Origin of the sequence: Methylobacterium sp. 092160098-2, from assembly GCF_028920805.1 — a bacterium.
In the GTDB taxonomy this organism is placed as follows: Bacteria; Pseudomonadota; Alphaproteobacteria; order Rhizobiales; family Beijerinckiaceae; genus Methylobacterium; species Methylobacterium fujisawaense.
Map to the genome: position 1 here is coordinate 2,838,232 of NZ_JAQPZJ010000001.1, position 21,150 is coordinate 2,859,381.

General features: G+C 69.4%; 20 protein-coding genes and 1 pseudogene. 10 read left to right on the forward strand and 11 right to left on the reverse strand.

The genetic code is table 11. The features are described 5' to 3' along the window. The first annotated feature begins 225 nt into the window (after positions 1 to 225). From PQI07_RS13405 to PQI07_RS13415, 3 genes and pseudogenes are all read left to right on the forward strand, one after another. Positions 226 to 765 (forward strand): hypothetical protein, encoded by a 540-nt coding sequence (locus PQI07_RS13405; protein WP_274926773.1) that lies wholly within the window; start codon positions 226 to 228, stop codon positions 763 to 765. A gap of 1,020 nt (positions 766 to 1,785) precedes the next feature. Continuing rightward, positions 1,786 to 3,587, forward strand: a pseudogene (locus PQI07_RS13410) (DNA translocase FtsK); the annotation flags it as partial. Between the two features lie 283 nt (positions 3,588 to 3,870). Beyond that, positions 3,871 to 4,779: a LolA family protein gene (locus PQI07_RS13415; protein WP_043759056.1), complete on the forward strand. Its 909-nt coding sequence runs from the start codon at positions 3,871 to 3,873 to the stop codon at positions 4,777 to 4,779. A 9-nt stretch (positions 4,780 to 4,788) separates the two neighbouring features. Here PQI07_RS13415 and PQI07_RS13420 read toward each other — a convergent pair whose 3' ends face one another. Further along, positions 4,789 to 5,529, reverse strand: coding sequence for a lysophospholipid acyltransferase family protein (locus PQI07_RS13420; RefSeq protein ID WP_043354521.1), 741 nt, complete (start codon positions 5,527 to 5,529; stop codon positions 4,789 to 4,791). Positions 5,530 to 5,689: 160 nt separating this feature from the next. Here PQI07_RS13420 and xth point away from each other — a divergent pair, with 160 nt between their 5' ends. From xth to PQI07_RS13455, 7 genes are all read left to right on the forward strand, one after another. Continuing rightward, positions 5,690 to 6,499, forward strand: a complete 810-nt coding sequence (gene xth / locus PQI07_RS13425) for an exodeoxyribonuclease III (RefSeq protein ID WP_043354519.1) — start codon at positions 5,690 to 5,692, stop codon at positions 6,497 to 6,499. A 276-nt stretch (positions 6,500 to 6,775) separates the two neighbouring features. Continuing rightward, entirely contained in the window at positions 6,776 to 7,654 is an 879-nt protein-coding gene (locus PQI07_RS13430; RefSeq protein WP_043759051.1) for an SDR family oxidoreductase, read from the forward strand. Between the two features lie 277 nt (positions 7,655 to 7,931). Beyond that, entirely contained in the window at positions 7,932 to 8,714 is a 783-nt protein-coding gene (locus PQI07_RS13435; protein ID WP_043385070.1) for an SDR family NAD(P)-dependent oxidoreductase, read from the forward strand. 91 nt (positions 8,715 to 8,805) lie between these two features. After that, positions 8,806 to 9,093 (forward strand): hypothetical protein, encoded by a 288-nt coding sequence (locus PQI07_RS13440; RefSeq protein ID WP_236952721.1) that lies wholly within the window; start codon positions 8,806 to 8,808, stop codon positions 9,091 to 9,093. A gap of 89 nt (positions 9,094 to 9,182) precedes the next feature. Further along, complete coding sequence (locus tag PQI07_RS13445; RefSeq protein WP_043354509.1) at positions 9,183 to 9,497, forward strand: hypothetical protein; 315 nt, start codon at positions 9,183 to 9,185, stop codon at positions 9,495 to 9,497. A gap of 139 nt (positions 9,498 to 9,636) precedes the next feature. Next, positions 9,637 to 9,936, forward strand: coding sequence for a GCG_CRPN prefix-to-repeats domain-containing protein (locus PQI07_RS13450; RefSeq protein WP_043385077.1), 300 nt, complete (start codon positions 9,637 to 9,639; stop codon positions 9,934 to 9,936). A gap of 163 nt (positions 9,937 to 10,099) precedes the next feature. Further along, positions 10,100 to 10,576, forward strand: a complete 477-nt coding sequence (locus PQI07_RS13455) for a hypothetical protein (RefSeq protein ID WP_274926774.1) — start codon at positions 10,100 to 10,102, stop codon at positions 10,574 to 10,576. A 413-nt stretch (positions 10,577 to 10,989) separates the two neighbouring features. Here PQI07_RS13455 and PQI07_RS13460 read toward each other — a convergent pair whose 3' ends face one another. From PQI07_RS13460 to PQI07_RS13505, 10 genes are all read right to left on the reverse strand, one after another. Continuing rightward, entirely contained in the window at positions 10,990 to 12,885 is a 1,896-nt protein-coding gene (locus tag PQI07_RS13460) for an AAA family ATPase (protein WP_274926775.1), read from the reverse strand. Between the two features lie 550 nt (positions 12,886 to 13,435). Then, positions 13,436 to 14,080, reverse strand: coding sequence for an NAD(P)H-binding protein (locus PQI07_RS13465; protein WP_274926776.1), 645 nt, complete (start codon positions 14,078 to 14,080; stop codon positions 13,436 to 13,438). Beyond that, positions 14,077 to 15,000 carry an SDR family oxidoreductase gene (locus PQI07_RS13470; protein WP_274926777.1) on the reverse strand — a complete coding sequence of 308 codons (924 nt, stop codon included), beginning with the start codon at positions 14,998 to 15,000 and terminating at the stop codon, positions 14,077 to 14,079. The genes PQI07_RS13465 and PQI07_RS13470 overlap by 4 nt, the downstream gene beginning before the upstream one ends. Positions 15,001 to 15,025: 25 nt before the next feature. Further along, entirely contained in the window at positions 15,026 to 15,592 is a 567-nt protein-coding gene (locus PQI07_RS13475; protein ID WP_274926778.1) for a TetR/AcrR family transcriptional regulator, read from the reverse strand. A gap of 493 nt (positions 15,593 to 16,085) precedes the next feature. Continuing rightward, positions 16,086 to 16,487: a hypothetical protein gene (locus tag PQI07_RS13480; protein ID WP_274926779.1), complete on the reverse strand. Its 402-nt coding sequence runs from the start codon at positions 16,485 to 16,487 to the stop codon at positions 16,086 to 16,088. Between the two features lie 77 nt (positions 16,488 to 16,564). Further along, positions 16,565 to 16,813 (reverse strand): hypothetical protein, encoded by a 249-nt coding sequence (locus tag PQI07_RS13485; protein WP_274926780.1) that lies wholly within the window; start codon positions 16,811 to 16,813, stop codon positions 16,565 to 16,567. Between the two features lie 111 nt (positions 16,814 to 16,924). Continuing rightward, entirely contained in the window at positions 16,925 to 17,338 is a 414-nt protein-coding gene (locus tag PQI07_RS13490; protein WP_043759040.1) for a hypothetical protein, read from the reverse strand. Then, on the reverse strand, positions 17,335 to 17,964 hold the full coding sequence (locus PQI07_RS13495) for a hypothetical protein (protein ID WP_274926781.1): 630 nt from the start codon (positions 17,962 to 17,964) through the stop codon (positions 17,335 to 17,337). Before PQI07_RS13495 ends, PQI07_RS13490 begins: the two co-directional genes overlap by 4 nt. A 49-nt stretch (positions 17,965 to 18,013) precedes the next feature. Further along, positions 18,014 to 19,024, reverse strand: a complete 1,011-nt coding sequence (locus PQI07_RS13500; RefSeq protein WP_274926782.1) for a GSU2403 family nucleotidyltransferase fold protein — start codon at positions 19,022 to 19,024, stop codon at positions 18,014 to 18,016. A 115-nt stretch (positions 19,025 to 19,139) separates the two neighbouring features. After that, complete coding sequence (locus PQI07_RS13505; RefSeq protein WP_274926783.1) at positions 19,140 to 21,122, reverse strand: hypothetical protein; 1,983 nt, start codon at positions 21,120 to 21,122, stop codon at positions 19,140 to 19,142. Positions 21,123 to 21,150 lie beyond the last annotated feature (28 nt).

The following is a 21,150-nucleotide window of genomic DNA, read 5'->3' on the forward strand; positions in this document are numbered from 1 at the left end:
GATGAGGAATGGCTGCGGGTATCATATGGCATGCGGCCCGGCACGGGCGATCGGACGCGGTCGGCGCCCGCGGCGGGTTGGCTGCACGGCGCACGAACCGCTCTGTTCCCGGCATGGTTTCCGCAGCGCGGCCCGTGGCAAGCCTCCATTAACGACGAATGGCCTAACTCAGGAACAGCCGCCGCGCGTCGGCGGATCCCTGTTTCGAGTATCGTCTGAGAACCCATGCGCGCATCGGGACGGCCTCCGTACTCCCACCGTGACCCCGCCCGCCCCGTCCGCGGCGGCGACCGCTCGGGCCTCTCCCTGGGAGCCCTGGCGCACCGGCTGATGGCGCTCCGCGCGAGCCTCACCCGCCGCCTGTCCGGCTCCCCGGCCGGACTCCCCGCCCGCCCGTCCTACGGTGCCCCCGGGCGCCGGGCGGAGCCGAGCTGGCTCACGCCGCCGGGCGCGATGGTCGGCCGCGAGGCCGCCGAGCGCGCCCCGCGCGCGGCCGCGCCCGAACCGCACTGGCCGGACCAGGTCTTCGACGACCGGGCGAGCCTCGACGCCCTGGATGCGCCGGCCTTCGAGAGCCGGATCGACCGCAGCGCGTCCTCGCCGGGCGTGCTGGTGCGCCAGCCGCGTCGCCCCGCCGCCATCGCCCCCGAGGGCGTGCCGGCCGGTGCGCCGGTCGCCGCGCCGGTCCAGGCCGCCGCCCTCGGCCGTGCGCTACACCCGCACCCCCGATTCGGTCCTGCAGGAGCGCCGCCAGCGCGCCCTTGAGGCCGAGCGCGTCGCCCTGGAGCGCGCCCGCGCCGAGGCGCAGGCGGCCGCCCTCGCCCTGGAGACCGAGCGGGCCGCCCGCGAGGAGGCCGAGCGGGAGCGCATCGCGCACGAGCAGACCGCCGCCGAGGCGGCGGAGCGCGTCGCCGTCATGCCGGTCCCGCCCGAAGCCGCCGCGCCGGACGCGGAGCCGGTGCCCCTGTGGCGCCAGCCCTTCGTCGCCCCGCCGGGCGTCCGCTTCTTCCGCACGCCGGATCGCCGCCCGGTCCGGCCCGCCGTCGAGCTGGCCGCGTCCACGGCGGTGATCGCCCCGTCGCGGCGGCGCCTTTCGTCGCCGAGAGCGTCGAAACCGTCGCTGAGGCCCCGGCCCGCGACTGGTCCGACCTGCCCGACTGGTCCGAGGTCCAGCCCTGGTTCGACGGCGGCGACTGGTCGTCCGTCGAGGCCTGGTCGGCCCTGGAGGCGCAGTCCGCCGAGGCGCCCCCGGCCCCGGAGGCCGTCGCCGCGCCGGCGGCGTCCGACGAGCGCTTCGTCTCGATGCCCCTCGACATCTCGCACCTGCGCTCGCTGCCGCCGCGGCCGGTCTACGTGCTCGACCGGCTCGTGCGGTTCGACCAGCCGCCGCGCCCCGCCGACGGGCAGGATAACGGCACGGATTCCGGCCCGCGGACCGAGGAGGCCGCCGCGATCCGGAGCGCCTTCCTGCCCCCCGCCGCGACCCCGGCCTCCGGCCTGTCGCTGGTCTTCGGTCCCGGCAGCGCCGCGGCCGAGCCTCCGACCGCGCCGGTCTCCGAGGCTCCGCGCCGGGTCCCGGCGCTCAGCGCCATGGCGGCCCGGGCGGCGATCCGCGCGGCCGGCCAGCCGAGCACCCTCCCGCCGGCGCCCCCGGCCCAGCCCGAAGCCGTCCCGGCCCAGGTTGTGGCCCCGGCTGCGGCCGCGCCGGCCGCGCGCGCCGAAGCCGAGCGCGTGGTGATCCCGATGACCCCGCGCCCGGTCCTGCTCCGGGGCAAGCTGGCGCCGCAGCCCGAGCCGGTCGAAGCCGAGGTGGAGAGCGAGGCCGAGCCCGTCGCGGACGAACCGTCCGAGCCGGTCGCCGCCCTGCCGGCCCCCGCGCCGGTTGCGGTCCCGCTCGTCGCGCCCCGCGCCCACCTGATCCCGGCCGGCCGCCATCTCGAGATCGCGCCGATCGAGAACGCCGATTACGAGCTGCCGTCCCTCGAACTGCTCGCCCTGCCGGCGCCGGGCGGCAGCGAGGAGGTCGATGCCGACGTGCTGGAGCAGAACGCCCTCAACCTGCAGCAGACGGTCCAGGATTTCGGCGTGCGCGGCGACATCCTGGCGGTGCGGCCGGGCCCGGTCGTCACCCTCTATGAGCTGGAGCCGGCACCGGGCACCAAGTCCAGCCGCGTGATCGGCCTGTCGGACGACATCGCCCGGTCGATGTCGGCGGTCTCGGCCCGCGTCGCGGTGGTGCCCGGCCGGAACGTCATCGGCATCGAGCTGCCGAACGAGACCCGCGAGACCGTCTACCTGCGGGAGCCCTCTCGTCGGCCGACTTCGCCGAGAGCAAGCACAAGCTGGCCCTGTGCCTGGGCAAGAACATCGGCGGCGAGCCGATCATCGCCGACCTCGCGCGCATGCCGCACCTGCTGGTGGCCGGCACCACCGGCTCGGGCAAGTCGGTGGCGATCAACACCATGATCCTCAGCCTGCTGTACCGGCTGAAGCCGGAGGAGTGCCGGCTGATCATGGTCGATCCGAAGATGCTGGAGCTGTCAGTCTACGACGGCATCCCGCACCTGCTCTCCCCCGTGGTCATCGACCCCAAGAAGGCGGTCATCGCCCTCAAGTGGGCCGTGCGCGAGATGGAGGAGCGCTACAAGAAGATGGCCAAGATCGCGGTGCGCAACATCGACGGCTACAACGCCCGCATGAAGGAGGCCCGCGACAAGGGCGAGACCATCACGCGCACGATCCAGACAGGCTTCGACCGCCACACCGGCGAGGCCGTGTTCGAAGAGGAGGCGATGGACCTGGCGCCGCTGCCGTACATCGTGATCGTGGTCGACGAGATGGCCGACCTGATGATGGTGGCCGGCAAGGACATCGAGGGGGCGATCCAGCGTCTGGCGCAGATGGCGCGGGCGGCGGGCATCCACCTGATCATGGCGACGCAGCGGCCTTCGGTGGACGTGATCACCGGGACGATCAAGGCGAACTTCCCGACCCGGATCAGCTTCCAGGTGACGAGCAAGATCGACTCGCGCACGATCCTGGGGGAGATGGGCGCGGAGCAGCTTCTGGGCCAGGGCGACATGCTGTTCATGGCCGGCGGCGGGCGCACGACCCGGGTGCACGGGCCGTTCTGCTCGGACAGCGAGGTCGAGACCGTCGTGGCGCACCTCAAGCGCCAGGGCCGTCCCAGCTACCTCGACGCCGTCACGGCCGACGATTCGCCCGAGGAGCCCGCCAAGGAGGGCGGCCGGTCGGGCCGGGGCAAGGCCGCCGCGGCCGACAAGGCCGAGCGCGGCGACGAGCCCGAGGAGGAGGCCCCCGTCTTCGACATCGGCGCTTTCGCGGCGGCGACCGGCGGCGAGTCCGACGACCTGTACAAGCAGGCGATCGAGGTGGTGCTGCGCGACCAGAAGGCGTCGACGAGCTACATCCAGCGCCGTCTGCAGATCGGCTACAACCGCGCCGCCTCGATCATGGAGCGGATGGAGATCGAGGGGATCGTCGGCCCGGCCAACCATGCCGGCAAGCGCGAGATCCTGGTCGCCGGCGCAGCCCACATGTCGAGCGGCGTGTACGACGACGAGTGAGACGCCGCGCCCCGGGCCGCTCCCCCATGGGGGCGGCCCGGACGTCGCATCTTCGCCACAGGGCGGGGTTCTAACGGGCCGCTGCGAAACCCGTCCCGTCCGTGAGAGCGGAGCGAAGCAGCCCAGGGCAGCGCGCCGTCCGGCACCGTGGAGCTCCTGGGTTGCCGCGCGCCGCTCGCGCAGACGACGGGGGGCGCGACGTCTTCACCCGCTCGCTGACGTCACGTTCCGCTTTCCCTTTGCCGCCGGAGCCCACGCCGTGGTTCCCCAGGAGACTCTGCCGATGATCGGCCGCCGCATCCGCACAGCCGGCTCCCTGATCGCCGCCGGGCTGTGGCTCGCGACCGCCAACCCGGCCGAGGCGCAGGTGGGCGCCTTCATCGACAGCCTGTTCGGCCACAAGGAGGAGCCCGCGCCGCAGCCCGAGGCTGCCCCGCCGGCCCCCGCGCCGGCCAAGAAGCCCGCGCCCAAGGCCAAGGAGGCGAGCAAGGATTCCGGCAAGGACTCGGGCAAGGACACGAAGGCGGCCAATGCCAAGTCCGGCAAGGCCGAGCACAAGGCCGCCGAGCCCAAGGTCGCGGCGGTGGGCGCGCCGACGGCGATCGCCCCCGGCGAGCCCGCGGATGCCGCGACGCTGCTCGCCCAGGCCAACGCCTACTTCAACGGGATCAACACCCTGACGGGCAACTTCATGCAGATCGGCGCCGATGGGCGCCGGATCGGCGGCAAGCTGACGCTGGCCAAGCCCGGCCGCCTGCGCTTCGACTACGACCAGCCCTCGCCGCTCGAGGTGATCGCCGACGGCACCTCGGTGGCGGTGCGCGACCGCAAGCTCAACACGCAGGACCTCTACTTTATCGCCCAGACGCCGCTGAAATTCCTGCTGCGCGAGAAGATCGACCTCGCCCGCGACCTCACCGTCACCGACGTGGCCAACGATCCGGGCGGCGTCCGCATCAGCCTGGAGGACCGCGCCACCCTCGGCGGCACCTCGAAGATCCAGCTGTTCTTCGATGCCGACGTGAAGACCCTCTCGCAGTGGCGGATCACCGATCCGCAGGGCTACATCACGACGGTGACGCTCTCGAACCTCCAGAAGGGCAAGAGCGTCGACGGCAACCTGTTCTTCATCAATTACGGGCGTGCCGAGGACAAGGCCGTGCAGCAGCAGATCCAGCAAGCGCAGCCCTAGGGGGCGCCCTCAGGCCGCCTTCGCGCCGAGGCCGTCGAGGCCGATGGGGCGCCAGCGGTCGAGCTCCCGGTCGATCGCCCCCTCGGTGCCGCGCAGGAACTCCGCGGCCGTCAGGCCCGGCGCGACGGCCGTGAGGTAGCTCACCACCACGGTCCCGGCCCGGGTCGCCATGCCCCCCGGCCAGAACAGCCCGGAATTCAGCGCCACCGGCACCACCGGCAGGCCGAGCCGTCCGTAGAGCAGCTCGACGCCGCGCTTGAAGCGCAGCGGCGCGTCGATGCCGCCGCGGGTGCCTTCCGGAAAGATCAGCACCGACCGGCCCGCCGCGACAGCGGCGCGGCCCTCGTCGATCATGGTGCGCAAGGCCTGCGTGCCGTTGCCGCGGTCGATGACGATCATCGGCGAGCGTCGCAGGAACCAGCCGACCACCGGGATCGCCAGCAGCTCCCGCTTGGCGACGATCGCCACGTCCGGCACCAGCACCAGGAAGGCGAGGGTCTCCCAGGTCGACTGGTGGTTGGCGACGATCAGGCAGGGCTTGGCCGGCAGGTGCTGGCGGCCCTCCTCCACGTAGCGCAGGCCGACGATGTGCCGGAGCCCGGCCAGGATGCCGCGTGCCCAGAGGCGCGTCGCCCGTCGGATCGGCCGCTCGGGGGACCCCGACAGGAGGAAGACCGCGAGCGGCGCGAGGAACAGGGTGGTCCAGGCGGCCCAGTAGGCGGCGAACAGGAGCGAGCGGGCATGTGCCATGGCGGCGCCTCGACGAGGGGCCCGGGACAGGGCAGGGCACGGGCATAGCGCCTGCCGGGCACCGACGCACGGCATTTCGCGCCGCCGGCGTCGAGCGGACTGTCGCGGCCCGCGAAATCGGCTATCGGAGCGCACCTCCGACCGAACCCCGGCGCCGCCCGTGCAGCTCACCGTCACCACCTGGAACATCAACTCGGTGCGCCTGCGCATCGACCTCGTGCTGCGCTTCCTGGCCGAGCACAAGCCGGACGTGCTCTGCCTCCAGGAGACCAAATGCCCGGACGACGCCTTCCCGCTGAAGGCCCTGCGCGGCTCGGGCTACGAGCACGTGATGTTCGCCGGGCAGAAGGGCTACAACGGCGTCGCGATCCTCTCCCGCTTCCCCCTGCACACCCGCGCCGTGATGGGGTTCTGCGAGCGCCAGGATGCCCGCCACATCTCGGCGGTGCTGGGGCCGGAAGCGGGGGCCGCCGCCGGCATCGTGCTGCACGATTTCTACGTCCCGGCCGGCGGCGACGTGCCGGACCGCGACCTCAACCCGAAATTCGCCCACAAGCTCGACTTCCTGTCCGAACTGCGCGCCTGGGGTGGCAAGCGCGTCTCCGGGCCGGCGATCCTCGTGGGCGACCTCAACGTCGCGCCCCTGGAGCACGACGTCTGGTCGCACAAGCAGCTCCTCGACGTGGTCAGCCACACGCCCGTCGAGACGGAGGCGCTGGAGGTCCTGCGCGGGGAGGCGGGCTGGATCGACGCGGCGCGCCACCTCACCCCGGAGCCCGAGAAGATCTACACGTGGTGGAGCTACCGCTCCCCCGACTGGTCGGCGGCCAACAAGGGGCGGCGCCTGGACCACGCCTGGGTGTCCCCGGACCTCGCCGGGACGGTCCGCAAGGTGGAGGTGCTGCGCGAGGCCCGCGCCTGGGAGCGTCCCTCCGACCACGCGCCGGTCACCCTGACCCTCGAACTCTGATCCGGCGCCCGCACGGAACCGGGGTGCGGTCCGAGCATTGCCCGCTCACGAACCCGTGACGTGAGCGAGCCCCGATGCGCAAGATCCTGATCGCCTTCCTCCTCCCCAAGGTCGTCTCCTTCCTGCGTCGCCGCTACGGCGGCCCGCATTCCGGGCGCACCCGCGCCTTCTGAGACGGTTCGGTACCCTCGCCCGGCCTGTGACGGCCGGGCGCAGGCGGCGGCCCTGGAGGCGGCCCTAGATCCCGTGGATCGCCCACGACCCGGAGCCTCCCCGATGACCGACGATCCGCGCCAGGCCGGGCCGCAGCCGCCCTTTCCCGGCGACCAGCAGCAGCCCCGGCCGGGCCTGACCTCCAAGATGACGCCGCGGCCCGACCACGGCGAGGACAGCTATGTCGGCAAGGGGCTCCTCACGGGCCACGCGGCGCTGATCACCGGCGGCGATTCCGGCATAGGCCGGGCTGTGGCCATCGCGTATGCCCGCGAAGGCGCCGACGTGGCGATCTCCTATCTCGACGTCGAGCAGGAGGATGCCGAGGACACGAAGGCCTGGGTCGAGAAGGCCGGCCGGCGCTGCCTGCTCCTTCCCGGCGACATCCGCGACGAGGACCATTGTCGCGACCTCGTGGCGAGGACCGTGGCGGCGTTCGGGCGCCTCGACGTCCTCGTGAACAACGCCGCCGCCCAGGTGGTGAACGACAGCCTCGACGACGTGAAGGCTCCCGACATCGAGGGCTCGTTCCGCGCCAACGTCTTCGCCATGTACCACCTCGCCCAGGCCGCGGTGCCGCACATGAAGCCCGGGGGGGCGATCGTGAACAGCACGAGCGTGCAGGCCAAGGTCGCCGATCCCAGCATGCTGATCTACGCCGCCACCAAGGGCGCGATCGCGAGTCTGACCATCGGCTTGTCGAACCTGCTGGCGCCGAAGGGGATCCGGGTGAACTGCGTCGCCCCGGGGCCGGTCTGGACGCCGATCCAGCCGATCGTGAAGAGTCCGGAGCAGATCGAGCAGCTCGGCGCGCAGACCCCGCTCGGCCGCGCCGGCCAGCCCGCGGAACTCGCTCCGGCCTACGTGCTGCTCGCCTCCCGCGAGGGCAGCTACATGTCCGGGGCGCTGGTGCCGGTCACCGGCGGCATCCCGATGCTCTGAGCGCCGGGTCCGCGCGGAGGCTCGAGCCTATCTTCGCATCCCGAGAGGGGGAAGCCGCCTCGGTCGTGTCGGCGCGCCTGTCGGCCGCCGCGGACCGGCCGGCGGCCGACAGGCGCGACGGCGCCCGCGCGATGCATCGGACATCGACGGCGGATCGGTTTTCAACGGCGGGAGGGACCTGTAGGTGTCCCGGGCTTGGCCTGCGGCGGTCGCACCGCTGCGGACCCGAACGCCGCGTCGCGCCATCCGGGTGCGGCCGCCCCCGACGGAGACGACGATGAGCGATGCCCAGACCCGGACCGCATTGGTGACGGGGGCTGCCCGCGGCATCGGGCTCGCCACCGCGACCCGCTTCCTCGCGGATGGCTGGAACGTCGCCCTGCTCGATATCGACGGTCCGGGCGTGGCCGCGGCGACGGAGCGGCTCGGCCGTCCGGAGGCCGCGCTGGCGGTGACGGCCGACGTCTCCGAGCCCGAGGCGGTCGCGGCGGCGATCCGGCAGGTCGGCGACCGGTTCGGGCGGCTCGACGCCCTGGTCAACAATGCCGGCATCGCGATCTTCAAGCCGCTGATGGAGACCACCTTTGCGGACTGGTCGCGGGTGCTCGCGGTCAACCTGTCCGGTCCGTTCCTGTGCACGCAGGCCGCCGTGCCGCTCCTGTCCGAGCGCGGCGGGGCGATCGTGAACGTCACCTCGATCTCGGGCCTGCGCGCCTCGACCCTGCGGACGGCCTACGGCACCAGCAAGGCGGCGCTGGCGCAGCTCACCCAGCAGCAGGCCGTCGAGTTGGCGCGCTGGGGCATCCGCGTGAACGCCGTCGCCCCCGGCCCGGTGGATACCGCGATGGCCAAGGCGGTCCACAGCCCCGAGATCCGGGCGGATTATCACGACACCGTCCCGCTCGGCCGCTACGGGCTGGAGACGGAACTCGCGGAGGCGATCGTCTTCCTCTGCTCGGAGCGCGCCTCCTACATCACCGGCCAGCAGCTCGCCGTCGACGGCGGTTTCGAGGCGACGGGCATCGGCCTGAAAACCCTGCGCGGCGGACGGAACGCCTGAGCCCGACGCAGGGCCGGATCTCCCGGTTTCGGACAGGGTTCGTTAACCCTGCCGCCGTAGCCCCGAAGCTTGGTCAACAGGCGCGGGTGCCATGCCGAGACTCGGCTCCATGATCCTCGACGGTCTAGCGTTCCTCCTGGCCGCGATCGCCCTCACGGCGGTCGTCGCCGGCTACGAGCGCAATCTGCCGGATCCGGGCGCGTCACTCGCCGAAGGCCCGCCTGCCTGGATCGACCCGGTCACGACGGGGGCGATCACACCGGCGGCGCCGGGCGCGGCGTCTCGCTGGGCGGACGCGCAGCTCCTGATCCCGGCCGCGGACACGGATCGGCCGCACCACGCCGACGGCGGCGCCTGGGTGAACCCGCCGCGCCGCTGAGACATCCGCCTCGGGCCGGCGACAATCACAACTGATCGTTAACTATGGTTGCCGAACCTTCCACCGCACAGCGAAGCGGAGAGGCATCCATGACGCGCGACGGAAACCGCCCCCATCCCAGCGCCCTGGCGCGCTACCCGGTTCCGATCGAGCTGATCTCGGCGCTGTTCCGCGCCGACGACGCGGAGCGCGACCGGCTGCTCGCCCCGATGCCGGCCTATGGGCGAGCCCGGATCGCGGCCTATTGCGCCGACAACGCGCGGCTCGCGGCGCTCGGCCTGAAGGTGGCGCGGTCCTGCGACGAGGCCACGCTCGTCAAGGCGGCGGGCCAAGCCGTCGGCGCCGACCTCTACGCGCGCTCACGGGCCGCCGCGCCGACCCCGGTCCGGCTTCAGGCCGCCTGACCGATCCGTTGCGCGTGGGCCCGTCCGGCCGATCCCGTCGGGTTGATGAATGGCCGGACCTGTCCCGGTTCACGGCGGCCGGCGCATCCTCCTGCCATCGGTCCGGTGCGTCCGGCCCGCTGGTTCAGGAGATCGTGTCATGATGCGCTCCAAGATGCTCGGCCTGGTCGCGGTGGTCACGGCGGGGCTCGCCACCGCCACGGCGGCGAACGCGGCACCGTTCGGCTATGGCCCCCCCGATGCCGGGGTCGTGATCGAGCGCGTGGCCGGCGGCTGCGGTCCCGGCTTCCACCCCAATCCCTGGGGCCATTGCCGGCCCAACGAGCGCGGCTGGGGCTGGGGCGGTCCCCGCGGGCCCTACGGGCGGCCGGGCTACGGCGGCTACGAGCGCGGCTATGGCGGCTATGACGGCCCGCGCCGGTTCCACGGCGGCTGGTAGCCCGCGCGGCCGGCTCGGGACCATACCCCGGATCCGGATCGGACCGGATCCGGACTTGGTTGCCGACTTGTCCCGCCGGAACGGACACCCGCATATTCACGACGGGATAGAGCCGTATTAGTCTCTTCCGGGACGACACATAGTGTCCCGGAGATTTTTCGTTATGCGCCGCTATGTATTTGCATCCCTGATGATTGTCGGCGTGGCGGCCGGTGCCTCGCCGGCCGCTGCCCTGTCGACCAAGGAATGTTCGGCAAAGTATCAGGCCGCCAAGCAGGCGGGGACGCTCAACGGGCAGAAGTGGAACGACTTCCGCAAGGCCGAGTGCGGCGCGGCGGCCGATACCGCCCCGACGACCGCCCCCAACCCGGTGTCGCCGACCGCGACGACCACCGCGCCCGCGGCCCCGCCGGCGGCCGGTTCGCGCGCCGGAACGACACCGGCCGCCGCCGCCGGATCGGCCGCCTTCCCCCGCGCCATCGATCCGAAATACGCCAAGGAATCGGCCGGAAAGGCCCGCATGCACACCTGTCTCGACAGCTACAACGCGGCCAAGGCCGCCGGCACGTTGGGCGGCATGAAGTGGATCGAGAAGGGCGGCGGCTACTATTCGGCCTGCAACAAGCAGCTCAAGGGCTGAGCCGCTTCGCGGCCGCGGCCCGAGCGGATCCCGATCCCGCTCGGACTTGGCGCCCGACAAGACAGGCCCCGACGGTCGAAGCGATGCGACCGGCCCCCTCATTCTGGCGGGGAGGGGGGCCGGGTTGGGATTGGTGGAGAGGGCACCGGATCGCGCGATCCGGCGTCGCCCCCACCTTCGGTTCCTCACCGCGAGGGGAGGCGCGCATGCAGCGGCCCGAGATGGGGAAGCATCCGAGCCCGCAGAGACGCCGCCGGCGCCACGACCGGCGCCGGCGGCGCTGTCCCGACCGGACCGACGGTGCCTAGTAGCTGAAACCCTTGCATACCCTGACACTGTGTGTGTTAGCGCCCTGCAAACGCTCATTGAATCGGGTTCGAGACATGCTACGCGTCCATTGAGGCGTAAACAGGTCACTCCGACTGGTTCGGCATGGCAAGGGCGAGGCCGAGCCCGACTTCCCGATCGGCAGAAATCGGCTGCTTTTCCACAGCTAAGCGTAGCGTTTCACGGCTCCCGACTAGGACGACCTGCCCGATCGCGCGCGTGACGGCGGTGTAGATCAACGAGCGGTCCAGCAGGCGAGACGAGACAATCGGGATCACGACGTTCTCGAAGGCCGTGCCCTGCGCCTTGTGGACCGTGACCGCATAGGCGTGATCAAGATCGTCGAGGTCGCGTCCGGCCAACCGCTGCTCGTTGCCGTCGAAGTTCACGGCCACCCCATCATCGTCGATTTCCGTCACGGTGCCCAGGCTGCCGTTGCGTAGGTCCCGACGGTAGTCGTTCCGCAAGAACAGCACTGGCTCTCCCACAATGAACCGGCCGCGCTCCCCAGGTGGGCATCCGAGGGCCACCAGATGGTGGAGCTCAGCATTAAGAGCGACCGTTCCGCTCGCACCGGTTTTGAGAGCCGAGAGTATCGTGGCCCCTTCGACCCCGCCGAGCTCGGCGAGGGCGTCCTTCACGTGGTCCGCAATTGCGTGGGGCTCACATTCGAGCAGCGTGACGCCGCCGACGTCAGGGGAGAAAGGCTGAAGCCAAGGGAGCCGTCCGTCGCGTATGGCAGCCGCGACGGCAGGGATGCCGGAGGCGGCGGTCTGCCGCCGAATGGTCCGTAGTTCGACCTTCGGGATCTCCGGGATGCCGACGAGCGCATGCAGCGTCAGGCCGAACCCGATCGGCGCCAACTGTGCCTCGTCTCCGACCAGCAGGAGACGGCCGCTCGGCGGCATGACCCGCAGGATCCGGTAGAACGTCGGCAGGTCGAGCATCGAGCTTTCGTCGATCACGACCAAGGCTTCGGGCCCGACGGCGACCTGCTTGGCCTCGACGGCCTTCAGGAAGGCGGCGATCGTCGAGGCCTTCCTCCCCGTCGCCTCCGTCATCCGGACGGCGGCCCGGCCGGCGAGCGCCATCATGTGAATTGCTCGCCCGAACCGCTCGGAGGCGGCGACGATCGCCTTGAGCACGGTCGTCTTGCCGACGCCGGCGCTACCGACGACGAGGCCGAAACGGCTTCTCAGAGCGAGGTGGACGGCATTCCGTTGCTCGCCGCCCAGATCGACGCCGATGGTGCCTGCCGCCTCGTCCAGCCAAACGTCGAGTTCCGGAGCGGGGACCTCACGGGCGATCAAATCCTCGCTCGCCTGCCCCTCGATCATCCGGGCGATCGCGCCGGCGACGTAGGCCTCCATCATGGCCGCGCCGGCCGGCTGCAGGCCTTCGCCCATCCGAACGGCGACGCCAAGGGCTACCGCCTTGGATACGGCCTCGGAGGCGCGCGACGCCGAACATCGCAGGAGTCGAGCGACCAGGCGCACGACCTCGGCGTCGCGGATCCAGGTGTGATGCTCGTCGAGCCGCCGGTAGAGGGCCGCCTCCACGGCCGCGATGCTCCGATCGTCGGCGTCGAGCGGCAGGCCGAGCCGATGGGCCACGGCGTCGACCTTCTCGAAGTCGGCCACGGCCATCATAAGCCACGGGTTCTCCCGGAGGCGGAGCGGAGCCTCGACGCCCCAAAGGGCGACGATCTTGCGGGCGAGGCGTCCGTCGAAGCCGTTCTCCCCGAGCCAGACGACGACGTCGCCTTCGGCTTGCCGATCGCGCCACATCGCTACTAGGTCGTGCGCCCGCTCGATCCCGAGGATCGGCTCAAGGGCGACGAGGTCGCCGTCGGCCAGTGCGCGGCCCAGATCGTCGCCGAGAGCAGCCTGGAGCTTGCCGGCGGTCGCGTAGCCGATCCCTACGAAAGCTGGATCCTCCGCGAGGTGGCGAACGAGAGCCGTATTATCGCGCCTCGGATCCACCCACGATCTCCACCTCGAGACCGTGCAGCAGGGTGCTGCACAATTCGGCATACCGAGGACGAGCCCCCGATCCGACCGCGCCACGATACCACCGTGCTCGTTCCGGCGAAGGGGCAAGCGCAAGCGTCGCTTCGCGACCCCTTCACCTCCACTGCGCGCGGTGGTCTTCGGGGCCCAGGTCGGCTCCGAGGGACGGTCTCTTTCCGATCCCACCAAGGGACTGCTTCAGACCGATGTCGACCTCGGCGCAGAATTGATCCGGCCGCGGCATGCTCCGAGGGGCCGGCAATCTAGTGGACCAGATCTGATGCTTGATACCCGGTCGCGGCGTCCGCAACGGGTGGTTTTCCGCCGGTCCGCTTTCGGGAGGTAATCGATGGAAGCGGACATCGGTCCCGTGCCCGCTCACGACCCATTGCGGGCCCTGGGAAGGTCCGCTCCCAGGCTGTTGGGGGCGGAGGCCAGCGGCCGAGTTGGGTGGTTTCCTGACCGCCCGCTTTCGAGCGGGTCCGGGCTCAAACAGCTAATACCAAATGCCTTCGCGAGATCGTCAGGTCGAGCACGATCCCACGTCGGCGTTCGTCTTGACGGCGATGCCCGGCCGAGCCGCAACGGCACCTTCGACCAGGAGCTCGGCCATCGCGGTCGCCGAGCTCGGCCTCCAGGGAGACGGCAAGACGGGTGCGAGGGACTTCAGGATTGCGACGGCCAATCGCTCGTCGAGCCGCGCGCTTTCGCGCTGCCCGTCGAGGGCGCTCGGACGCACGATTGTCAACGACGGGAAAGCCAGCGCCGCGAGCTCGCTCTCTAGTTCGCCCTTCCTGCGCGTATAGGCGAAGCGCGAGTGGGGATCGGCGCCAAGCGACGAGACCAGCGCAAACCGGGTCGCGCCTTGGCTGCGCGTAAGGCGCGCGATGGCGAGCGGATAGTTCAGGTCGATCGCCAGATACTGGTCCGGCGATGGGGTGCGGGCGCGCGTTGTGCCCAGGGCGCTGATGACGCCGTCCACGTTCCACCATTCGGCATCGGCGGGGAGGTCCGAAAAGTCGATGACAACGTTTCGCAGCTTGGTATGGGGTTCGACCGGGCGGCGGGTCAGGGCGACCACGTGGTCGATCCGGCTGTCAGCGAGCGCTAATCCCAGCGCAAGGCCACCGACGAGACCGGTAGCACCGGCGATAAGGATCGTGGTCATGCCTGACGCTCGTGCCGCTCAGCCCCCCTAATGGCGTGCGCCGATTTGGTGAGGTGCGGCTTCAGGCCCGCGGCGAGGAGCCGGTCGAGTACCCGGTCCGACAGAAGGCGGGTCAAGCCGACGAAGACCCCGCTCCAGCGGCCGACGGTGTACCGGGTTCGGGGGCCCGCGTTGGTGATCGCATCCGCGATGGTGCGACCTGCATCCTCGGGCGAGGCCCCGCCTACTTCCGAGGCTTCGGCCTGCGCCACCACCGCCCGCAACAGCGCCGCGTAGCGCCCCCGCTGCACGGCGGTCATGGCGTCGATGACCCTCTCGGCCCGGGCGCCGACCTGTCCGAGCATCTCTGTCCTGACAGCCCCCGGCTCGATCACGACGACCCTCACCCCGAGCGGACCGACTTCGCGGCGCAGTGAGTCGCTGAGCGCTTCCAGCGCGAACTTGGTGCATGCGTAGGGACCGTAGGCCGCCATCGCCACCCGGCCACCCACCGACGATACGTTGACGATCGTCCCGCCGCTTTCGATCAAGGCGGGAAGCAGGGCCTGGATGACCGCGACATGGCCGAACAGGTTGACCTCGAACAGGCGGCGCCAGTCCGGCAGCGCGTAGGTCTCCACAGGAGCATTGATCCCCACGCCTGCATTGTTGACCAGCACGCCGAGCCGTCGACACTCGGGATCGTTCCTGATGCGCTGCGAGAGCGCGGCGATCCCGGCCTCGTGCGTGATGTCGAGAATGATAGGCTCGATGTTCGCAGTGCGCAGTGCGTCGCCGTCCACCTCTCGGCGGACGCCCGCCAGGACATGATAGCCCCGCTCAGCGAGCTCGCGCGCTGTCGCCGCGCCGATGCCGCTCGACGCTCCGGTGACGACGGCCACCTCTCGACGCGAGCCGGGTTGGATTTCGGCGCTGCACATGAAGTCTCCGATCCTTGTTCTCGGTTCAGCTGATCGAACGCCATAGAGCGTCGAACCCGATCGCCGAATGGCGTTCGGCGGCGGCCGGGTCAGCCGCGACGCCGTCGATGGTGGCCTCCGTGATGGCCATCACCAGCGAGGCAACAAACATCGGGGAGGCGTCCCGCATCGCCCCGTCGGCGCGGCAGCGATCGAGGAGCGCGACGACCCGGGCGTAAGGTCGGCTCGCGATGTCGCGCGTGGCAGGCGTCAGATCGTTCGAAACGCCGAGCTGCGCCAGCGCCAAGCGCTCCAGCGGTTTCTCCCGCGCCCAGCTCAGCATTCCATACCAGACATGCCGCAACTGCTCGCGAGACTCGACATCCTCCGGGATGCCGTCAGTGGTCGCGGCGGCCATCCGCAACTTCAGCTCAACGTAGAGCTCGTTCAGCAAGTCGGCCTTGGTCTCAAAATAGATGAACAAGGCTCCGTTGGAGACGCCCGCGGCCTTTGCGATCGACGCTGTCGACGCGCGCAGTCCCTGCTCGGCAACGATCCGGATCGCCGCCTCCATGATCTCGTTGCGCTTCGAGTTGCTTTTCGGTCTTGCCATAGCGAGATGCTATAAAAGAGCGACCAGTCAGTCAAGATCGTATTTAGGGCGATGCGGATTTTTCCAATTAGAAGGGAAGGGTGCGCCGGCATCGCAGAGGTTCGTCGAACACTGCGCCAGGGAACCGAGCTTCGGTATCGGCCTTCAAGACGCAAGCGACGACGAGGTGCCTTGCCTTTCCTTCAGCGAGAGCGATGCCGACACGCCAAGCAGAACTATCCCCCGTCGTCGGTGTCCGCGTTCGGGATTGCAGCGGCAACCCGAGGACGACGGTAGAAGGGTCGGTTGCGGAACGTCCGCTTTAGGCCGAAGAGCCAAAGGCCGCTCTCCACCCCGAGCCGAACTTGCGGCGTGGCCAACGAACGACCGCTTTGGAGAAACGCAAACGGCGGTCCCGGCGGCTGGGTTGGGTCGGTAGCGGCTCTTGGCGGCGGATGCCAAGTGTCGGATTTGCACCACCAGGAGGACGACTTCGCGCGGAGCGGCGGCGCCGTCAGGTACCCGGCGGTCTCAACGGGCCTACGTTGACGATGAGGTCCTGGTGACGCTGGTTCACCAGGAGGTATTGCCTCTTCACCTCGTCGAACAGGGCCCGGCTTGCGGGGGCGATGAGGCCGCAGCCGGGTTCGTCGATGTCGGGGAAGAATTTACGAGTGTAGGGCAGAAAGGCGCGCTTACGGACGTCGATGAAGAATGCGACCTGACCGCCGAGACGGGATGCCTGTTCCCGTCCGACCTGGATCACGCCGATCGGCAATGCGTCGCCGAATTTTCCAACCTTCGAGGATGTGTAGACGCCCACGACCAATCCACGGGCTGGGACATCCGCAGAGGTCGCCGCACCGGCCTGCTGCTGCGTGAAGGCAGCGATGACGCAGGCCGCGTGTCGAACCAAGCCGGGCTCATCCGGTTCGTTCTCGAAGGGAAACCGCGTCCAGACGAAGTCACCTGATCGAAACGGTATGGGTCCGGTCAACGGAAGAGGCTCAGCCGAGTCTCGTAATCGGCGTCGGTTTCATCCGGATCGCGCTGCATCTCGTAGTGGTCGAGATCGAATGCCGGCATCGCCGGATCGAGATCGCCGAGGGTCGCTACGTATTCGGAGTGGCGGCGAACGAGGTCTTCGACGAGCGTCGACACGTCTACATTGTCCAGCTTCGCGACGCGGCGCGCGGCTTCGTAGACGTCGGCGTTGATTTCCAGCTGAACGGTTCCGGCCATGTCTCGGACATCCGAAGGTTCGGAGAGGATCATATCCTACCCTATCGCCGAGGCTCCGTCATCGGACTACATTTTCGCGCGACGTGTTCAGGGGAGCGGTCGTCGCCGCCGTCATACGCCCCGAACTCCGCGCCCCGTGATCATAGCCTCCTCGACGTGCCTGTATCGGGCGAGCTGCTCCCGCAGACCGCGCACCTCGGCTCTCAGGGCTGCGTTGTGCTGCTCGAGCTGCAGGATGCGTCGATCGCGGCGGTCGGCTTTCGGCTTCGCGTCAAGCTCGTCGGATGCATCGTCCGCCGGCGGCGCCGTTCCCAGCCGCCTGACAGCCTCATCGAGGAGTGCCTTGGCGGTCGGGTTCTTGTAGAGCGTCTGCCGGTCGAAGCCGCAGGCGATAGCGATGGCCGACAGGTTCGGCTTCCCGCTCCTCTCCGGCAGCAGCTCGCCGGCGGCTTGCAGGCGGTCCAGATAGGCGCGAAGCGTGGCGACGTTGCGCTCGCCGATCTCGCGCCCGGAGACGCCGGTCATTTCCTCTTCGCCTTGCGCCGAGCGTGCTGCGGAAGCGACAACCCCTTCTCCTTCCGCAGATCCAGGTCCGTCTGCCCCCGATCGACTTCGTCCCACCCCTCGTCGAGCTGCGCCTCGGTGATGTTCAGAGCGCGGGCGTTCCTCTGCCAAGTGCGGATACGGCGGGTCAGCTCTTCGTTCTCCTCGCGCAGATTGTCGATCATCGCCAAGAGGCGGGCACGGGACTTCGCCTCGTCGGCACGCGGGCCCGTACGGGGGATCTTCCTTCGGCCGGCGCGGATCTCGTCCGTCCTCTTCGCGAAGGCTTCGGAGATCTCGGGAAAGCGGCACAGGCCGCTCCTACTCCACTTCCATCGATGGATGACGAGCCCCTTCGCGATGACCGCATCCCAGGTCAGCGGCTGCTTCGCATCGCTCGGCCATGCCGAGATCTCCGCAACGAACCATTCACGGATTTTGGGGCCGAGCGCCAGACGTTGTCGAGGCTGCACCTTCTTGATCGAGGTGCCCGCCAATGTCCGACGCATGTGAGGCGTGCTCCCGGGATAGGGGATCAGCTTCCGCCATTCCTTCTTTCGAAACGGTGCATGCGGACACGACCGTTCCTTCGCCTCCTGCGTCTGCACGGCGTCGCTCCTTCGAACGAAGGCTTCGGAGATGGGTTGTCCGCGTCCGCTACAGACGCATCACGATCCGGTCGTCGGCATGGCCGCCTCCTTCGTCGATGGCGTCGGCGATCTCTGGGAAGAGCGCGAGATGTCCGCGCTCGAACGGTTCGGCTACTATGGTGCTCGCAACGGCCGCGCAGGCCGCCGCGAGTGCCGGAAGGCGCTCGGCACGCGACGGATCGACGAGATAGCGGCCTTCGAGAGACGAGAGGATCGCGAAAGCCCTCGGATCCAGCGCCGGAAGCGGCGTCGGCGTTCCGTCCAGGCCGACGGCGAGAAGCGGGATCGCTTCCGGCCCTTCGAAGGCCCAGTTCAGAGCATCGATCTCCTCGTCCGGGGCATCGGCGCGGAGCATCCTGCGCCTCCATGCCTCGATGACGTCGCCGGACAGCAGCCGAAGGACGATGCCGCGACCGAACACGAGGCTGTCGCGTCGCTCCTCGACCGGGCCGAAGATCTTGCGGGCAGCGATCGCATCGAAGAGGCCGCGGTCCCCCACGAATAGTTCGGTCGGCATCAGGTCCAGGTCCTGGGAAACGCCGGCGGAGAACGGCATCCGCCTGCGGGCCCGGACCTCGTACGCCGCCAGGGCGGCATTGCCTCCGATCGTGAAGTGGGCGGCTCCGAACCCCTCGCTCCGAAGTTCGCGAAGGAAACGTGCCGTCACGGCCTGGACACGTCCGATCCGGAGGGCTTTCAGAACCTTCGCATGGATATCGAGGCGTCCCTGGATGCGATCGAGCTCCACCTTGGCCTGCTCGCGTCCGGCTTCGAAGGCTGCCTTGCGGCGCTCGGTATCCGGGGACCTGGGGCCCAGTGAGCGGGTACGCTGACGGTTGCCCTCGTACCGCAGGTTCACAGTGTGCGTGAGGTACTCGACGCCGCCATTCGTCTTCCAGCCGATGCTGCCGGCGTAGCGCGCGGCCGTGTCCGAGGCCTCCTCGAAGGCGATCCAGAGTCGCTCGAGCTTTTCGAGAGCTTCCTCTTCATCCTCGTCGAAGAGATCCGAACCGCCCATCCCATCACCCAGATAAAATCCGGAGTGATATTATTTGTGGTAAGAGCGATTCGCAATCCCGGCGGTGCCATCCGTCCAGCGGCTTCAACATTCCGGTGAGGAGCGGCCGGGACGTTCAGGTGGCGAGCCCGATCCCATCGAGCGGCCCCTGACGCAGGACGTCGGGCCGCATCTGTACGATCGTACCATCTTCGATGTCGGGATCATCGTGGGCCGCCAGCATGCGACGATACCCGACGGCCATGCGGCGGTGATGCTCGACGTAGTTCGAAGCGCCGTAGGTCCCGTCCTCGACTTCCTCCAGCGATCGCGCGAGCGCGAGGTCGACGTCCGCCAGCAGCAGCTCGATGCGGGCGCGATGTACGGGATCCCCTTTGACGACCGCGCAATCGAGACAATCGGCGCAGGCGCCGTGATGCGGGCAGGGTGCGGTGCCCCAGTCGTGGAGGCACAATCCGATGTCGGTCGTATGGACCGTCGCAAGTTGCACCAGCGAGAAGTTCTTCCGTTCGACGGGCGGCTTGCGCGACCACGTCGCAGCGATCGGCCCTTTCATCTTGCCCTGCTCGAGCAGCTTCCGGGCCTTCCGCGCGAGCTGGTATCCGGGCTCGTGATCGTAGGCTTGGTTCGACCGCACGTCCTCGCGGCCCGACCAGCGTGCGAGGTCGACCTCTCCGAGTCCGCCTTCGGCGGCGATGGTGTTCAGGAAGTGCCGGACCTGATGGGTCTTGAGGACGAAGAACTCGCCGTTCGCATCCTTCAGATCGAACCGCTCGAACACCGACATCGAGCCGGGCCTGCTCTGCAGGAAGTCCTTGACGACGTCGTACGAAACGTTGTCGACGATGGCGGGAACGAGGCCCCGGCGCGATCCGAAGAAGTTGCGTGTGGCGATCATGAGGTATTCCGACCGCTTCATGACGTGGTCGCCGCCGATCGGGCGGATGGCGTCGAGCAGAGCCTTCTCGATGTCTCCGAGCCGGTAGCGCCACTTCTTCTGCGTCGAGCATGGGGTACGCGGGATGCGGTAGGAGCGGACGAACACGACGATGTTCTGGAAGCCCTGGATGCCGACGGCCTCGCGCATCTCCTCCCCCGTCAGGATCCGGTCGGGCGAAGAGAGCCGCCAGCGATCCGTCAACCAGGCCCGCCCGGGGTTTTCCTCCATGAATGCCGCGATCGCGCGTGCTTCGGCGGTGAGTTCCTTGATCTGCCTGATGGCACGGCGGGCGACGTCGACCATGGCGGTCGGGATCCACTTGATGTCGGCCAAGAAACCCTTGGAGCCGCGGTACCCGATGCCGTAGCGCACGACGGGGCGGCCGTCGGCGTCGAGGATGGGTTTGCCGTTGCGGGTGACGGGTTCCTCGACCTCGCAGTCGTAGGGCAGCCTGAGGATGTCGTTGATCCGCCAAGGTGCGCAGGGCAGGAGTTCGACGATGCGCATGCGCAGGATGTCAGGCGGCGACGACACCAGCTGTGAGGCGCGGGCGAGTGCGTCCAGCGCGCCCTCATCCGGCATGCGGGAGTCCTCCTGGTCTTCGTCGCTGCCTTCGACCATGACGTGATGCCGGTCGAGCGGCCGCTTCGCCGTGTTCGTGAACTGGATCGGCGACATCGTGATGCCGGCGTCGTTCAGGATCTTGGCGATTTTCGCGAGGACGGTGCCGGCTTCGTAGGGACTGGAAGTTCCAGCACCGATCGATTCCGCGAACCTCAATGCTCGCTTGAACGTCGCGCCCGTGAGGCGGCAGGGGTCGTGGCCGACGTCCTTCGAGGCGCCGTATAGCATCCGGGCGACCGCGACCATGCGGCGATACCGGTTGATCTGCGACGGCTTCCTCACGTCGTCGAGGCGCACCACCGCCTTGAGGAAATCTCCGAAGTCCTTGGCCATCGCGGGCCCGTCGGGATCCTCGCTGGTCGATCGGACCGTGAAGGCGAGTTCGCCCTTGCCGGTCCCGCCCGGCTTGTTCGAACGGGTGGGCACGATCCAGATGCGGTCGTCGAACGGGCTGTCGCCGAAGGCCGGCGCAAGGCGTCCGGACTCGATGAAGATCTCGAGGTTCTGCCTGGGCGTGGCTCCGAGCGTGGCCATGACGCTGCTCCGGACGCGCGAGGTGCGA

Coding starts and splice junctions, on each gene's coding strand:
- PQI07_RS13405 (WP_274926773.1), top strand. CDS start 226: ATGCGCGCATCGGGACGGCCTCCGTACTCCCACCGTGACCCCGCCCGC.
- PQI07_RS13415 (WP_043759056.1), top strand. CDS start 3,871: ATGATCGGCCGCCGCATCCGCACAGCCGGCTCCCTGATCGCCGCCGGG.
- PQI07_RS13420 (WP_043354521.1), bottom strand. CDS start 5,529: ATGGCACATGCCCGCTCGCTCCTGTTCGCCGCCTACTGGGCCGCCTGG.
- PQI07_RS13430 (WP_043759051.1), top strand. CDS start 6,776: ATGACCGACGATCCGCGCCAGGCCGGGCCGCAGCCGCCCTTTCCCGGC.
- PQI07_RS13435 (WP_043385070.1), top strand. CDS start 7,932: ATGAGCGATGCCCAGACCCGGACCGCATTGGTGACGGGGGCTGCCCGC.
- PQI07_RS13440 (WP_236952721.1), top strand. CDS start 8,806: ATGCCGAGACTCGGCTCCATGATCCTCGACGGTCTAGCGTTCCTCCTG.
- PQI07_RS13445 (WP_043354509.1), top strand. CDS start 9,183: ATGACGCGCGACGGAAACCGCCCCCATCCCAGCGCCCTGGCGCGCTAC.
- PQI07_RS13450 (WP_043385077.1), top strand. CDS start 9,637: ATGATGCGCTCCAAGATGCTCGGCCTGGTCGCGGTGGTCACGGCGGGG.
- PQI07_RS13455 (WP_274926774.1), top strand. CDS start 10,100: ATGCGCCGCTATGTATTTGCATCCCTGATGATTGTCGGCGTGGCGGCC.
- PQI07_RS13465 (WP_274926776.1), bottom strand. CDS start 14,080: ATGACCACGATCCTTATCGCCGGTGCTACCGGTCTCGTCGGTGGCCTT.
- PQI07_RS13470 (WP_274926777.1), bottom strand. CDS start 15,000: ATGTGCAGCGCCGAAATCCAACCCGGCTCGCGTCGAGAGGTGGCCGTC.
- PQI07_RS13475 (WP_274926778.1), bottom strand. CDS start 15,592: ATGGCAAGACCGAAAAGCAACTCGAAGCGCAACGAGATCATGGAGGCG.
- PQI07_RS13485 (WP_274926780.1), bottom strand. CDS start 16,813: ATGGCCGGAACCGTTCAGCTGGAAATCAACGCCGACGTCTACGAAGCC.
- PQI07_RS13490 (WP_043759040.1), bottom strand. CDS start 17,338: ATGACCGGCGTCTCCGGGCGCGAGATCGGCGAGCGCAACGTCGCCACG.
- PQI07_RS13500 (WP_274926782.1), bottom strand. CDS start 19,024: ATGGGCGGTTCGGATCTCTTCGACGAGGATGAAGAGGAAGCTCTCGAA.
- PQI07_RS13505 (WP_274926783.1), bottom strand. CDS start 21,122: ATGGCCACGCTCGGAGCCACGCCCAGGCAGAACCTCGAGATCTTCATC.